Origin of the sequence: Rodentibacter trehalosifermentans (assembly GCF_002000545.1) — a bacterium.
GTDB lineage: Bacteria > Pseudomonadota > Gammaproteobacteria > Enterobacterales > Pasteurellaceae > Rodentibacter > Rodentibacter trehalosifermentans.
The window spans coordinates 26,275-41,732 of sequence record NZ_MLHL01000041.1 but is presented as its reverse complement, the minus strand read 5'-3'; the positions used below and the strand labels follow the sequence as shown (position 1 = coordinate 41,732).

The following is a 15,458-nucleotide window of genomic DNA, read 5'->3' as shown; positions in this document are numbered from 1 at the left end:
CTTGTAGGCTTGTAGGCTTGTAGGCTTGTAGGCTTGTAGGCTTGTAGGCTTGTAGGCTCATTTTGCGTCCTTTATTTTATTTGTCAACTATTTATTTTAATTCATTTAAAATAATTTCACTTGTTTTTTGTAAAATTATTTTTCCTGAATCATTTGTCAATCTATACTTATTTAATAGTTCTAACTCGCTTGAATTTAGTGTCAATTCTAGTGAATCATTTAAATACATTTCATTTTTACCTAATAAAAGCCAATTCAAGTTAATATTAAATTCACTCGCAACTTTTATTATATTTTCTACACTCGGTTCACGCTCACCACTTAAATAATTATATAGTGTTCTTAACGGTATTCCAGTTTGTTCGGAAAAGGCTTTGATTGATGTGTTACTGCTCTCAATGACAGAGCGCAATCTAAAGCGTAATTGTTCTTTAATGCTCAATTTTGCATTCCTTATTGACTTTCAGGGAAATTTATGGCATCATTAAAGAATGAAAAATGCCTATTTGAGCATTATTATAACTATTTTTCGCACAAACTGTAAACTGATTATGGCCCAACATTTCCTCCTCTCAAGCAAAGCTCGCACGCTTTCGTCCTATGAGATAGCTCAACTCTCAGACGAACAAGCGTTCGATTTGCTTTGCGAGCTTCGATGGGGAAATAAAGAGAATGTGGTTTGCCCGAAGTGCGGTGTTCAACATATCGCCTACCGTATCAAAACACGCAATCAATGGCGTTGTAAACATTGTCAGCATACTTTTAGCGTAACGTCCGGCACAATTTTTGCCAATCGTAAGAAACCGATTAAAGTCTATCTTTATGCCTTGATGGAATGGGTCAATGCTGTGAAAGGCTTATCTTCACTCCAACTGGCGCGTAACGCCAAATTAAACCCTCGCACTGCCTTTGTGTTATCCTATAAATTCCGTAAAGCCTTGCTGGAAAGCCGTGATATGCAGCCGCTTTCCGGTGAAATTGATATGGACGGGACTTACGTTCATCCCGCACCACGCAAAGCAAACAAAAAATCTGACCGCTTGGATTATCGTTTAAAAGAACATCAAAATCCAAATAAGCGTTGTGTGATGGTCGCTCGTGAGCATTATTCTGCGGACGAAAAAGCCAACAATGTTTTACACTATGGGGCAAAACGTTCACTTGTTTTCGTGGCTCATAGTGAATCACAATCCGTAGTAAAAAGCTTTGCTGACAAATTCATTAAGCCTAATGCGCGAATTAATACCGATGAAAGCAATGCCTATGATGTCTTGCTGCCGTATTATGATTTACGCACTGTCAACCATAAAGAGGAATATCGAAACGATTTAGGCGTAACGAATAATCAGGCGGAAAGTCTATTCAGTCGATTCAAGCGAATGTACTACGGGCAGGTTCACCGCATCAGTAACGAATATTTGCTCAACTATGCCAACGAAATCGCCTACCGCGAGGATAACCGCCGTCAATCCAATAAAACCCAGTTTATTGATGTACTCAGTCGATGCTTAAAAACCACCAACGAAAACAACGAATGGTGCGGTTATTGGCAACGTAAAATCATTCATCAAGAAGTGATTTGGCAGTAGGAAAAAGCTGATGGCATACAATTTAGAAAAGAAGATTAAAGAATTTGAGTTTGAGCGTAAGCAGGTTTTACACCACTTAGCCTTGCTTGATGCCAACATTGCGACACTCAAGTGTGCCATTGATTTAATGCAGCAGGAAAACGATATTACGCTTTACAACACGCAAAACTTTGTTTATCGCCGTAAATTTAAGTTATTCAAAGGCAAAATCCGCAAATACCTTGTTCAAATCCTACGCAATGAACCCAACAAAGGCTTTACCATCGCCGACCTCACCCAACGAATTTTTGAGATTGAACAAAATCAAGCGACACCTACCGAAAAACACCTTGATTCTGTTCGTAAACAGCTCAACGAATTTTACCAAAGGGATTGGATTACCCGAACACAAATCAGCCGTAGAGAGGTGCTTTGGCAATGGAAATTAAAATAGCGGTATTGCACCGCTATTTTTACTATCCTTCGTTCTCTATCTGTTTTAACCGCCATTCAGACGTATCAAATATTCCTCTTTTCTTAATCTTGTAGTGTAAATACTTTTCTTGCCGCTCAATAATCCCTTGTTTATATAGCTTACGCAGGGCATTTCCGATAGCACATTGATGCTGCATTGTGGCTTCAACACGAGAAGTCGATAACAGTTCTCTGTCTATTTTTATTGCTTCAAGCGTAATCGAATATAAATTTCTCCAATGATTATTTTGTTTGAATACTTGAGAAATCAGATAGGATAAATTCTTATTAAAAGGCTTTTGACGAAGTAATTTCGTCGCATCATAATCTTTCTTAATCGTCCTCACATCAAAATCAGGATCGATATAGCCCAAAGATGTCGTAAAGCTACTAATCTGCGCATTTAATAGTCTTTCTCGTTCGGCAAGCTCTTTGAGCTTATAAGAAATAATCGCATTTTCCTTATAGCATTGCTCAATTAACTTCACCATTTGCGAAACAAGGTAGGTTTCTGACATAATAAAATCCCCATTGAGTTAAAATTTCAATGGGGATTGTAAGACTTTTAATCGGTTAAATCTTTGTGCAGTTGCTACATAATACCGAAAAACAATCTTATTTTTGACCGCACTTTATTTGTTTAAACTAAAATCCTTCTTTCAAACTCACCGTTAAATTAAACACTAAGTGTTCAGGGCGGCTGTCTTTGCTGTCTGCACAGAAATAGCCTTCACGTTCAAATTGATAGCCTTTTTCTGCCACCGCATTGCCAAGGCTTTGTTCCACAAAACCCTGTTTTACCACGAGTGAATTTGGATTAACCACTGAACAAATATCTTCTTCTGCCCCCGGGTTGGAAACGGTAAAGAGTTTGTCGTAAAGGCGGAATTCTGCCGGATGATTATGCACCGCAGAAACCCAATGGATAACCCCTTTCACTTTGCGGCCATCTGCCGGATTTTTGCCTAATGTATCCGGATCGTAGGTACAAAAGATGGTGGTGATTTCACCGTTGGCATCCTTTTCTACCCGCTCTGCTTTAATCACATAAGCATTGCGTAAACGCACCTCTTTGCCCAGCACAAGACGTTTATATTGCTTGTTGGCTTCTTCACGGAAATCCGCACGATCAATATAAATTTCTTTAGTGAAAGGCAGTTGACGTTCGCCTAATTCCGGGCGGTTCGGATGATTTGGTGCAGTCAATATCTCTTCAGCTGTAAGGTTTTCGATCACCACTTTCACCGGGTCAATCACCGCCATAGCACGGCACGCATTGTGGTTGAGATCATCACGAATACAGGCTTCTAATGCACTGTATTCCACCACATTATCTTGTTTGGTAACCCCAATACGGCGACAAAACTCACGGATAGATGCCGGTGTATAACCTCTACGGCGTAAACCTGAAATGGTCGGCATACGGGGATCGTTCCAACCGTCCACAATACCATCTTCCACCAATTTCAATAATTTACGTTTAGAAGTAAGCGTCCCTTCTAGATTTAACCGTGAAAATTCATATTGATGCGGTAATGGACGTTCAATAGAAATATTATCCAATACCCAATCATACAAACGGCGGTTATCTTGGAACTCTAATGTGCATAATGAATGGGTAATGCGTTCAAGAGCATCGGAAATACAATGGGTGAAATCGTACATTGGGTAAATGCACCATTTATCACCGGTTTGGTGGTGGTTGGCAAATTTAATGCGGTAAAGCACCGGATCACGCATTACCATAAATGGTGAAGCCATATCAATTTTCGCCCGTAAACTGGCTTTTCCCTCCGCAAACTCACCGTTTTTCATTTTTTCAAATAAGGCTAAGTTTTCCTCAACAGTGCGATCACGGTAAGGGCTGTTTTTACCCGGCTCTGTTAGCGTGCCACGATATTCACGCATTTCTTCTGGAGAAAGCTCGTCCACATAAGCCAAGCCTTTTTTGATTAATTCAATAGCATAATCATAGAGCGTATCAAAATAATCCGAGGCATAATGCACCTTACCTGCCCATTTGAAGCCTAACCATTCCACATCTTCTTTAATGGAATCCACATATTCCACGTCTTCTTTTAAAGGGTTGGTATCATCAAAACGTAAATTACATAAACCGTTATAATCTTTTGCAATGCCAAAATTTAAGCAAATGGATTTAGCATGCCCGATATGTAAATAACCGTTAGGCTCAGGTGGAAAACGGGTGTAAACCGATTGATGTTTTCCTTCTGCTAAATCTTCATCAATAATTTGGGTAATAAAATTATGCGGACGTGTATTTTCCGCATTGTCTAAAAGATGTTCTGTATTACTCATAACGTTCTCAAATCAATAGAAAAATAATCGGCTATTTTATACGTTTTGCAGTTAAAAAGCGAGCTATCAGGATAGACCTTACTTTTCCTAATTTTCAGCTAATTTTATTCTGTAAAATTTCACAACCAAGGCAAACCTATTGCAAAATGGCGTGTCTTATTCCCAAATTTCTCGTGCAAAGCATCTGATTTATCATTAAAATACACAAACTGAACAAACGTTCATTAATTAAAATTTGATTATTGGAATGAAATCTCAATGAAAAAAATTTTCGTTATACTCGGACTTTTAGTTATAAGCGGCATTGCCTACTATTTTTTTGCAGGCAATAGCCATCAACCATCGACTTATCTTACCGAAAGCGTCACCCGTGGAAATATTGAAAAAACCGTGGTGGCCTCCGGTTCTATTAGTAGTATTAATGAGGTGGATGTCGGTGCGCAGGTTTCCGGAAAAATTACCAAGCTTTATGTCAGCCTCGGGCAAGAGGTGAAAAAAGGCGATTTAATTGCAGATATTGATTCCACTACACAAATTAATACACTCAATACCAAAAAAGCCGCCCTTGCCAGCTATCAAGCCCAATTAAAAGCCAAAGAAACCGCACTGACGGTAGCGCAATCTGCCTATGCCCGTTATTCAAAATTATATGGGCAAAAAGCCACCTCTCTTGATGAACTAAACAATGCGAAAAATACCTTTGATGCGGCAAAATCCGAAGTGGAAGCGTTGAAAGAATCCATTAAACAAGCAGAAATTGAAGTGAACACGGCAGAAACCAACGTAGGCTATACAAAAATCACCTCACCGATTGACGGGACAATCATTTCCACGCCGATTTCTGAAGGGCAAACCGTCAACTCGGCACAAACTACCCCGACTATCGTCACCGTAGCAGATTTAAACAAAATGTTGGTGAAACCGGAAATTTCCGAAGGCGATATCACCAAAGTAAAAGCCGGACAAGCCGTGAGTTTCACGATTTTATCCGATCCCAACACGCACTATAAAAGCGTGATTTCCTCCGTTGACCCTGCAACCACCACAAAAAGTGATAACACTTCCACCTCATCAAGTAGTTCAAGCACATCAAGTAGTACAAGTGCGGTCTATTATTACGCCAATTTAATTGTGGATAATCCTGACCGCACTTTGCGTATTGGAATGACAACAGAGAACAATATCAAAATTGCCGATGCGCAAAATGTGTTGTTAGTCTCCAATATGGCGATTCAAAAAAGAGAGGGAAAAACCTTCGTTAATATTTTGAATGAGAAAAATCAACCTGAAATACGTGAAGTGGAAACTGGCGTACAAAATGATTTTCAAACAGAAATCAAAGCCGGTTTAACGGAAGGTGAAAAGGTGATCGTTTCACAAGTTGCCGCCGGCGAGCAGGTGGGCAGTAGTCCTCGTGGGCCGAGAATGTTCTAAAGTGCGGTAAAATTTAATGAATATTATTGAAATTAATCAACTCAACCGCTACTTTGGCGAAGGCGAAAATCGTGTCCACATTCTCAAAAATGTTTCCCTGAATATTGAGAAAGGCGATTTTGTAGCGATTATCGGGCAATCCGGTTCGGGCAAATCGACTTTGATGAATATCATTGGCTGTTTAGATACGCCAACCAGCGGTTCTTACAAAATTGACGGCAAAGAAATCAGCCAACTTTCGGCGGATCAACTCTCCGATTTGCGAAGCCAAAAATTCGGCTTTATTTTCCAACGTTATAATTTGCTTTCCAGCCTCACGGCGGCGGAAAATGTTGCCCTACCCGCCATTTATGCCGGTCAGCCCCAAGCACAACGCCTTGAGCGGGCAAAACAATTGCTCGAAAAATTAGGCTTAGGTGATAAATGGCAAAATAAACCCAACCAACTTTCCGGCGGTCAGCAACAACGAGTGAGTATCGCCCGAGCATTAATGAATGGCGGTGAAATTATTTTAGCCGACGAACCCACCGGAGCATTAGATTCCCACAGCGGACAAAATGTGATGGAAATTCTGCGTCAGCTCCACCATGAAGGACATACTATTATTATGGTCACCCACGACCGTGAAATTGCCGCCAGTGCAAACCGAGTAATTGAAATTAAAGACGGCGAAATCATTGCGGATAGTCAAAAAGAGACGGTAAAAAGTGCACTTGAAAATCAAGCCAAAATGAAACCGCACTTTGGCTTGAGTAAAGATCAGCTCGTTGAGGCGTTTCGGATGTCCGTCAGTGCTATTGTCGCCCATAAAATGCGTTCGTTGCTCACCATGCTTGGGATCATTATCGGGATCACCTCGGTGGTGTCCGTGGTGGCATTAGGAAACGGTTCACAGCAGAAAATCTTAGAAAATATTAAAGGCATCGGCACCAGCACCATGACCCTTTTTAACGGAACCGGTTTTGGCGACCGCCGTGCCGAGCAAATGCAAAATCTCACGGTCAATGATGCCAATGCACTCAATCAACAAAGCTATGTGCAAAGCGTCACACCGAATAGTTCCTCTAGTGGCACATTGGTGTATGGTAATCAAACCTTCTCCTCCACCAACCTAAAAGGTGTGGGGGAGCAATATTTTGATGTGGAAGGACTAACCCTTAAGCAAGGCAATTTGTTCTCCGCCCAAGATGTGTTGGAAAATAACCAAGTCGCTTTAATTGATGAAAGTGCGAAAAAGGCGATTTTTCCAAAGGAATCCGCCCTTGGTAAAGTGGTGATGTTTAACAAACGCCCCTTGCGGATTATTGGAGTGGTATCCGACCGACAAATGGGCGGTGCAAGCAGTTCGTTAAATGTTTATGCCCCTTACACTACGGTGATGAACCGCATTTCAGGTAGCAAAAAAATCAGCTCGATTACGGTGAAAATCGCTGATAATGTCAATTCCACCGTAGCGGAAAAAGGCATTACCGAACTGCTTACCCTACGTCACGGCAAAAAAGATTTTTTCGTGATGAACAGCGACACCATTAAACAAACCATTGAAAGCACCACCGGCACAATGAAACTATTGATTTCCTCCATTGCCTTTATTTCGCTGATTGTCGGTGGCATTGGTGTGATGAATATTATGCTGGTTTCCGTCACGGAACGCACCAAAGAAATTGGCGTACGAATGGCGATTGGCGCCCGTCAAACCAATATTTTGCAGCAATTTTTAATTGAAGCGGTATTAATTTGTTTAATAGGCGGCATTACCGGCATTTTACTTTCCGGTTTCATCGGATTGCTATTTAATCTATTTATGAAGGATTTCACTATGGCATTTTCCACTGCTTCTATTATCACTGCCGTGTTATTTTCAACGCTCATTGGAGTGATATTTGGTTATATGCCGGCAAAACGTGCGGCACAACTGAACCCAATCACCGCCCTCGCCCGAGAATAGAAATAGATTTTGTAAAACCCTAAAATGCGGTTAAAATCAGCCGCACTTTTTTCACGATTTAATGAAGGAAAAAAACAATGTTAAAAATGAAAAAATTGACCATTGCTATTGTCATGGCAACCACCCTTGCCGGCTGTGCCAATATTGGCGATTCTTACCAAGCCAGCCAAGCGGATTATCAAAACTATGAAGAAATCACAAAACAATTCAATGTGAAAGAAAATTGGTGGGCACTCTATAATGATGCACAACTTAACCGTGTGGTGGAACAAGCTTTATTAAATAATAAAGATCTTGCCAAAGCTGCCGTTGCCGTAAATCGTGCCCTTTATAATGCAAACCTGGTCGGTGCCAAATTAGTGCCGAATTTTAGCGGTTCCACCTCATCCGGTGCACAACGTCGTATTGATACGAGTGCAGGGATGACAGCTTCCTCAACATCTACTTCAACCGTTTCACACGGCGGTTCACTCAATGTGGCTTATACCCTTGATTTATGGCGTCGTTTAGCAGATTCCGCCGATGCCGCAGAATGGACACACAAGGCCACTGCACAAGATTTAGAAGCGACAAAACTCTCCTTAATCAACTCGGTGGTCACCACCTATTATCAAATCGCTTATTTAAATGATGCCATCAGCACAACGGAAGAAAGCATCAAATATTACAACGATATCAGTAACATTATGCAACGCCGCCTAAGCCAAGGTGTTGCCGATGCAGCAAGCGTGGATCAAGCCCAACAATCGGTTTTAACGGCTCGCAATAATTTAATTAACTTCCAAACCCAACGCAAAACCGCAGAACAAACCCTGCGTAATTTATTGAATTTAAAACCGGAAGAAGCGCTTAATATCACTTTCCCACATATTCTTAATGTAAAAAATGTGGGGGTGAATTTGAATGTACCGGTTTCTGTGATCGCCAATCGTCCTGATGTGAAAGGTAACCAATACCGTTTAAGCAGTGCCTTTAAAAACGCCAAAGCGACACAAAAAAGTTGGTTCCCAGAAATCACTTTGGGCGGCAGTTTAAGCTCAAAGGGCAGCAAAGTGGGCAATGCGCTCCATAGCCCTGTTGCAGCCGGCACCTTAGGAATTAGTTTACCTTTCCTCAACTGGAACACGGTGAAATGGAATGTGAAAATTTCTGAAGCGGATTATGAAACAGCACGTTTAAATTATGAGCAAAGCATCACCACCGCACTCAATGATGTGGATACCAACTATTTTGCTTTCACTCAAGCACAAAGTGCCTTTGCCAACCAGCAAAAAACCTTTAACTACAATAAGCGTATCACCCAATATTATCGTAATCGCTACAATGCCGGGGTGTCCGAATTGCGTGAGTGGTTAAATGCGGCAAATACCGAAAAAACCTCACAACTTGCTATTTTACAAGCAAAATATAGCTTAATTCAGGCAGAAAACGCCGTATATAGTTCAATGGCGGGTTATTATTCCCGTTAATAATGGTTGATAAGGAAGTTTCGGCTTCCTTATTTTTTTACTCGGTTTATGAAAGATGAAAAAACAACTGACTTTTTATTTTATCCGTCATGGCAGAACCCTTTGGAATGAACAGGGTTTAATGCAAGGACATGGCGACTCGCCCCTCACGGAACAAGGCATTTTAGGCGCACAAAAAGCAGGAAAAGCATTACAGTCTATCCCCTTTGTCGCAGCTTATTCCAGCATTTTAAAACGCACCATTGATACGGCAGAATACATTATTGGCGAACGCAATATTCCGCTTTTCCAACATAAAGGACTAAACGAACAATTTTTTGGAAAGTGGGAAGGTCAATGGGTTGAAACCTTGCGTGAACAGGCTGAATTTAAACAAATGTTAAGCGATCCGGCAAATTACAAAGCCGAAACAAACGGTGGTGAAACCTTTGAACAACTGGCTGCTCGAGCAATGAAAGCGATACAGGATATTATTCAAATCCATGATAAAGGCAATATTTTGGTGGTTTCTCACGGTCATACATTACGCTTACTCATCGCCCTACTCGGCGGCGCCACTTGGCAAAACCACCGAGAAGAAGGCAAATCCGTTTCCCTGCTCAATACCGCCATCAGCGTTGTGCATTATGATAGCGAAAAAGGCTTTAGCGTTGAAAAAGTGAATGATGCGGGGCATTTGTAAAATCTCTCCTAGCCCCTCTTTATAAAAGGGGGGAACTGTTAGAACCTTTCCCAAACCGGCTCTACCCCTTCAGGGAGTTCAAGATTTTTCCCCAACTCCACCCAGCCGCAAGGAAAATGAAAATCTGACCCTACCGAACCGAGCAAACCAAACTCATTCGCCCAACGAGCTAGCATTTGGCGTTGGTCTTTAGTTTGTCCGTAACCGGAAATTTCCATGGCATCGCCGCCCCAAGTTTTGAAATCCGCCATTAATCTGCGAATCCATTTTCCTGTTAGGTTATAACGTAACGGATGGGCGATCACAGCAATACCACCTGCTGAATGAATAGTTTCAATGGCAGTAGGAATATCCACCCATTCCGCTTTAACAAAAGCCGATTTTCCTTGTCCTAAATAGCGTTTGAATGCTTGTCCATCATTGGTAACTTTGCCAATTTGCACTAAATAGCGTGCATAGTGCGCCCGTGTCACTTCTCCATTCGCCAAGGCTTTCGCCCCTTCATAGGCGTTGGGAATACCGGCTTTTTCTAATTTAATCCCAATTTCTACCGCTCTTTTCTCACGCAAGGCTTTTTGATTTGCCAAAAGTGCGGTCATTTTCGGGTGAGTTTTGTCAAAATTCAGTCCGACAATATGAATGCCGCGACCTTCCCAAGTGGTGGAAATTTCCACACCGGTAATCAATTCAATCCCCACGGATTTTGCTGCCAAGCGGGCTTCATCAATGCCGCAAACCGTATCATGATCGCATATTGCCAACACATTCACAGTTTGCTCTGCTGCCCGTTGCACCAGCTCTGTAGGGCTTAATACACCATCCGATGCCGTGCTATGGCAATGTAAATCATAAATTTTTGTCATTATTTAATCGCTTTCACCAATTCTTTTACTAATTTCGGCCCCTGATAAATCAAGCCGGAATACACTTGCAATAATTCGGCACCGGCAGCCATTTTTTCTTGGGCATGTTGCACACTGTCAATGCCGCCACTGCCAATAATCGGGATTTGCCCTTTTAATTCTTCATTTAATCGTTTAATGATCGCCGTGCTTTTTTGTTGCAAGGGTTTACCGCTCAACCCACCCTGCTCTTCGGCATTTTTCAAGCCCGCCACATTATCACGGGAAATGGTGGTGTTGGTGGCGATCACCCCGTCCATTTTATGACGAACCAAACTATCTGCAATTTGCACCAGCTCCGCCTCCGATAAATCCGGCGCAATTTTCACCGCAATAGGCACATATTTATTGTATTGATCCGCCAAAATCGCTTGACGTGCCTTAAGGCTTTGCAACAAATCATCAAAATAATCGCCGTATTGCAACTGGCGTAAATCCGGCGTATTCGGCGATGAAATATTCACCGTGATATAACCGGCATAATTGTAAGCTTTGTTCAAACAGAAAATATAATCGTCTTTGCCCTGTTCTAATGGAGTTTGCTTATTTTTACCGATATTGATACCAATCACCCCACGATAACGTGCCTTTTTCACATTTTCGATCAAATAATCAATGCCGTTATTGTTAAACCCATTGCGATTAATAATGCCTTGCGCTTCAATTAAACGAAACTGGCGGGGCTTCGCATTGCCGTCTTGAGCTAGAGGGGTCACCGTGCCCACTTCCACAAAACCGAATCCCAATGCGCCAAAACCATCAATGGCATCACCATTTTTATCCGCCCCCGCCGCCAAGCCAATAGGGTTTGGAAAACGCACGCCCATGACGGTTTTCGCCAAACCTTTTGGCGTGCCAATAACGGATCTCAATAGCGGCTGCAACAACGGATGACCGGCAAGTTTTAAACATTGAAGGGTGAAATTATGGGCGGTTTCCGCATCCATTTGAAAAATACATTGACGGAATAATTTATACATACTCGTTTATCTCTCAGGATAGTTGACTGTAAAAAAAGTGCGGTTAAAATTGACCGCACTTTTGGCATAGCTGATATGGTATCGCAGAGAAAATGTGCGTGGATTGTACCAATCCACACACCCTACGGTATTTGCGACATCATATCAAAAGATTTGCGTATTTTACGGGGAAAGGGCTTGATGTGCAATTACGGGAAAAGCCTTTCTTTTGCCATTGCCCATCATAAAAACCTTCGTTAAAATAACCGCTCTTTTTCAACGAAATCGGTATTGTGTAGGGTGTGTGAATCGAAGATTCACGCACGAATCATATCAAACAAACAGAACGTGCGTGGATTGTGCCAATCCACACACCCTACATTTTAATAACATAATGTCGAAAAAATCCCATTTTTTACTTTACAAAGGATAATTTTTATGCCAAGCCAAGCCACCAAGATTGTGTCAATGAAACGCTAACACAGCAAGCCTTTCTTAATGAATTAGATAAAAAACTTTGGTCTGCTGCTGACCATCTTCGCCAACAACTCAACGCCTCCGATTATAAACACATTGTTCTCGGCTTAATTTTCTTAAAATACGTCTCCGACAGTTTCACCGCCCATCAGGAAAAAATCCTTGCGGAGCTTGCCGATCCTGAAAATCCCCTTTATCTTGACCGCACTTTTTACGATTCCGATGAAGACTATCAAGCAGCCCTCACCGCCGAATTGGAAAATCGTGATTACTATATTGCGGATAATCTCTTCTGGGTGCCACCTTCCGCCCGTTGGCAAGCCTTACAATCTGTCGCCCTTTTTAATACCGGCACGGAATTACCTTGGGGTGGCAAATTCGCCGGTGTCGCACGCCTGATTGATGATGCCTTTGATTCCATAGAAAAAGATAACGAAAAACTCAAAGGTGCATTAGAACGTGTCAGCCGCTACGAAGTCCATGAAAATACCTTGCGTGGTCTCATTAATCTCTTTTCTGATACGAACTTCACCCAAGCCTCTTACAACGGTGAACCCATTCATCTAGGCGCAAAAGATATTTTAGGGCACGTTTATGAATATTTCCTCGGACAATTCGCCGAGGCGGAAGGTAAACGGGGCGGAGAATATTTCACCCCTAAATCCATCGTATCTCTCATTGTCGAAATGATCGAACCCTACTTTGGACGGGTTTATGACCCGGCAATGGGAAGCGGCGGCTTTTTCGTACAAACGGAACGCTTTATTCAAGCCCATCAAGGCAATATCAACCAAGTGTCCATCTACGGGCAAGAATTCAACCCAACCACCCGAAAGCTCGCCATTATGAATATGGCAATTCGTGGTATTCCCTATGATTTCGGCGACTATTATGCTGATACGTTCAGCCAGCCATTACATCTTGAACAAAAGATGGATTTTATTATGGCGAACCCACCTTTTAACCTCACATTCACGGAAGAGGTTCATAAAAGCCTCACAAACGACCCCCGCTGGATATACGGCACACCGCCCAAAGGCAACACCAACTTTGCTTGGCTACAACATATGATTTATCATCTTTCCCCTAGAGGAAAAATAGCGATGGTGATGTCCAACGGATCCATGACTAGCCAAACCAACAACGAAGGGGAAATCCGCAAAGCCATTGTGCAAGCGGATCTTGTGGAAGCTATGGTCGCTTTGCCTTCACAACTTTTTACCAATGTCCAAATTCCTGCCTGTATTTGGTTTTTAAATCGTAACAAAACCCGTAAAAATGAGGTGCTATTTATTGATGCCCGCCAAATCGGTTATATGAAAACTAGGGTACTGCGCGATTTCACCCATGAAGACATCGCCAAAATCGCCGACACCTTCCACGCTTGGCAAAAATCACAAGGCTATGAAGATCAACCTGCCTTCTGTAAATCAGCCACCTTAGAGGACATTGCAAAAAACGATTACGTCCTCACCCCAGGCCGTTATGTCGGCACCGCCGAACAAGAAGACGACGGCATCCCCTTTGCCGAAAAAATGCAAAAACTGACCGCACTTTTGAAAGAACAGTTTAAACAAAGTGCAGAATTAGAAGCAGAGATTAAGAAAAATTTGGGAGGGTTGGGGTATGAGTAAAATAGAATGGATCGAAACGACTGTTGGAGAATACTGCCCTTTCATTTATGGAAAAGCATTACCGCAATCAAAGCGTATCTCTGGTGATGTACCTGTTTATGGCTCAAATGGAGTTGTAGATTTTCACAATTCAAGCTGTGTTGATAGTGCAGGAATAATTATCGGAAGAAAAGGAAGTGTTGGAGCTGTTCATTTATCTGAAAAACCATTTTGGGTTATAGACACAGCTTTTTATGTACTAAATGATGATATTGAAGAATTAAAATTTACTTATTATTTATTAAAAACATTGGGATTATCAGAAATGAATTCTGATTCTGCCGTTCCAGGTTTGAATAGAGAAAATGCACATTCATTGAAAATTAGAATTCCAAAAGATAAAGTACATAGATGTGAAATTGGAAGAAAATTATCTATTTTCGATAAAAAAATCCAACTCAACACCCAAATCAACCAAACCTTAGAACAAATCGCCCAAGCAATTTTTAAAAGTTGGTTTGTGGATTTCGACCCCGTGCGAGCCAAAGCAGATAGCCTCGCACAAGGCAAAACCCAAGCAGAAGCCGAACTTGCCGCTCAGCAAATCATCAGCGGAAAAACACCGGAAGAATTAACCGCCCTTTCCCAAACCCACCCCGCCCAATACGCAGAATTGGCAGAAATGGCCAAAGCCTTTCCAAGTGAATTTGAGGAGGTTGAGGGATTTGGGGAAGTGCCGAGGGGGTGGGAAAAAACTACACTTTCAGAAATCTGTGAAATGCAAAATGGCTATGCTTTCAAAAGTTCAGATTGGACTGAAAGAGGTATCCCTGTAATTAAAATTGGTTCGATAAAACCGATAATTGTTGAAGTAGAAGGTAATGGCTTTGTATCCAATGAATATCAAAATCTAAGACCCGATTTTCTACTAACCAGTGGTGATATTTTGGTTGGATTAACAGGTTATGTTGGCGAAGTTGGTCGTATTCCACAAGGAAAAGTTGCAATGCTAAATCAACGAGTCGCAAAATTTCTTCCTAAAGAAATAGATAAAAACCATAACTTCTACAATTACATTTATTGTTTAGCACGCCAGAAACAATTTAAAGAATTTGCAGAGATGAATTCAAAAGGTTCAGCACAAGCGAATATCAGTACAAAAGAATTATTGAAATTCCCTATTATTAGGGCAAACAAAGAATGTCATATTTTATTTGAAAATAAAATTCAAGCTATTTTAGAGAAAATCTTAGTAAATAGCCAAAATTCTGAAGAATTGGCTAGTGTTAGAGATTTGTTATTGCCTAGATTATTAAGTGGTGAATTCAATGAATAGAACTACCGATTATTTAGAACGTCTTTTCATTGAAGAACTTAATGCTGAAGGAGAAATAAATATCAGTAATATTTGTTTTTCCAGAGATGAAATCTTACACACCCTTGATCCTGAAGCATACAAAGAAGTTTTTGAAAATTGGAAAACAGAACGTAAGCAAAGAAATATTCTAATTGCAAAAAATATTTTAGAGATTACTGATAATAAAGGGCGTTTTAATACATTAAAAAATATTTTTAGTGCGTAGGGTGTGTGAACCGCAAGGTTCACGCACGAA

General features: G+C 41.3%; 14 protein-coding genes. 9 read left to right on the top strand and 5 right to left on the bottom strand.

Features of this window, described 5'->3' with window-relative positions; all coding sequences use genetic code 11:
- Positions 1 to 91 precede the first annotated feature (91 nt).
- Positions 92 to 442: a helix-turn-helix domain-containing protein gene (locus BKK52_RS07875; protein ID WP_077478452.1), complete on the bottom strand. Its 351-nt coding sequence runs from the start codon at positions 440 to 442 to the stop codon at positions 92 to 94.
- A gap of 109 nt (positions 443 to 551) precedes the next feature.
- Here BKK52_RS07875 and BKK52_RS07870 point away from each other — a divergent pair, with 109 nt between their 5' ends.
- Entirely contained in the window at positions 552 to 1,589 is a 1,038-nt protein-coding gene (locus BKK52_RS07870) for an IS1595 family transposase (RefSeq protein WP_077478453.1), read from the top strand.
- 10 nt (positions 1,590 to 1,599) lie between these two features.
- The gene (locus tag BKK52_RS07865; protein ID WP_077473500.1) at positions 1,600 to 2,022 is read left to right on the top strand and encodes a hypothetical protein; all 423 of its coding nucleotides are present in this window, start codon (positions 1,600 to 1,602) and stop codon (positions 2,020 to 2,022) included.
- Between the two features lie 22 nt (positions 2,023 to 2,044).
- Here BKK52_RS07865 and BKK52_RS07860 read toward each other — a convergent pair whose 3' ends face one another.
- Entirely contained in the window at positions 2,045 to 2,560 is a 516-nt protein-coding gene (locus tag BKK52_RS07860; RefSeq protein WP_077478451.1) for a hypothetical protein, read from the bottom strand.
- Between the two features lie 127 nt (positions 2,561 to 2,687).
- Complete coding sequence (gene glnS / locus BKK52_RS07855) at positions 2,688 to 4,361, bottom strand: glutamine--tRNA ligase (protein ID WP_077478450.1); 1,674 nt, start codon at positions 4,359 to 4,361, stop codon at positions 2,688 to 2,690.
- Between the two features lie 258 nt (positions 4,362 to 4,619).
- On the opposite strand from glnS, the gene BKK52_RS07850 reads away from it, so the two are divergent.
- The 4 genes from BKK52_RS07850 to BKK52_RS07835 all read left to right on the top strand — a co-directional run bounded on the left by BKK52_RS07850 (position 4,620) and on the right by BKK52_RS07835 (position 9,894).
- Positions 4,620 to 5,795, top strand: a complete 1,176-nt coding sequence (locus BKK52_RS07850; protein ID WP_077478449.1) for an efflux RND transporter periplasmic adaptor subunit — start codon at positions 4,620 to 4,622, stop codon at positions 5,793 to 5,795.
- A gap of 16 nt (positions 5,796 to 5,811) precedes the next feature.
- Entirely contained in the window at positions 5,812 to 7,743 is a 1,932-nt protein-coding gene (locus BKK52_RS07845; RefSeq protein WP_077419697.1) for a MacB family efflux pump subunit, read from the top strand.
- Positions 7,744 to 7,820: 77 nt separating this feature from the next.
- Positions 7,821 to 9,212 (top strand): toxin/drug exporter TdeA, encoded by a 1,392-nt coding sequence (gene tdeA, locus BKK52_RS07840; protein ID WP_077478448.1) that lies wholly within the window; start codon positions 7,821 to 7,823, stop codon positions 9,210 to 9,212.
- A 55-nt stretch (positions 9,213 to 9,267) separates the two neighbouring features.
- Positions 9,268 to 9,894 (top strand): histidine phosphatase family protein, encoded by a 627-nt coding sequence (locus BKK52_RS07835; RefSeq protein ID WP_077478447.1) that lies wholly within the window; start codon positions 9,268 to 9,270, stop codon positions 9,892 to 9,894.
- 38 nt (positions 9,895 to 9,932) lie between these two features.
- On the opposite strand, the gene rnm is transcribed toward BKK52_RS07835, so the two are convergent.
- A complete protein-coding gene (gene rnm, locus BKK52_RS07830; protein WP_077419694.1) occupies positions 9,933 to 10,757 on the bottom strand; it encodes an RNase RNM in 825 nt (274 codons plus the stop codon).
- Entirely contained in the window at positions 10,757 to 11,776 is a 1,020-nt protein-coding gene (pyrD, locus tag BKK52_RS07825) for a quinone-dependent dihydroorotate dehydrogenase (RefSeq protein ID WP_077478446.1), read from the bottom strand. The genes rnm and pyrD overlap by 1 nt, the downstream gene beginning before the upstream one ends.
- A 389-nt stretch (positions 11,777 to 12,165) precedes the next feature.
- Between pyrD and BKK52_RS07820 the strand changes: the two genes are divergently transcribed.
- From BKK52_RS07820 to BKK52_RS07810, 3 genes are read left to right on the top strand one after another with little or no spacing between them, the layout of a single operon-like run.
- Positions 12,166 to 13,866, top strand: a complete 1,701-nt coding sequence (locus BKK52_RS07820; protein WP_077478445.1) for a class I SAM-dependent DNA methyltransferase — start codon at positions 12,166 to 12,168, stop codon at positions 13,864 to 13,866.
- The gene (locus tag BKK52_RS07815) at positions 13,859 to 15,181 is read left to right on the top strand and encodes a restriction endonuclease subunit S (RefSeq protein ID WP_077478444.1); all 1,323 of its coding nucleotides are present in this window, start codon (positions 13,859 to 13,861) and stop codon (positions 15,179 to 15,181) included. The genes BKK52_RS07820 and BKK52_RS07815 overlap by 8 nt, the downstream gene beginning before the upstream one ends.
- On the top strand, positions 15,174 to 15,428 hold the full coding sequence (locus BKK52_RS07810) for a hypothetical protein (RefSeq protein ID WP_244160227.1): 255 nt from the start codon (positions 15,174 to 15,176) through the stop codon (positions 15,426 to 15,428). Before BKK52_RS07815 ends, BKK52_RS07810 begins: the two co-directional genes overlap by 8 nt.
- Positions 15,429 to 15,458: the final 30 nt, after the last annotated feature.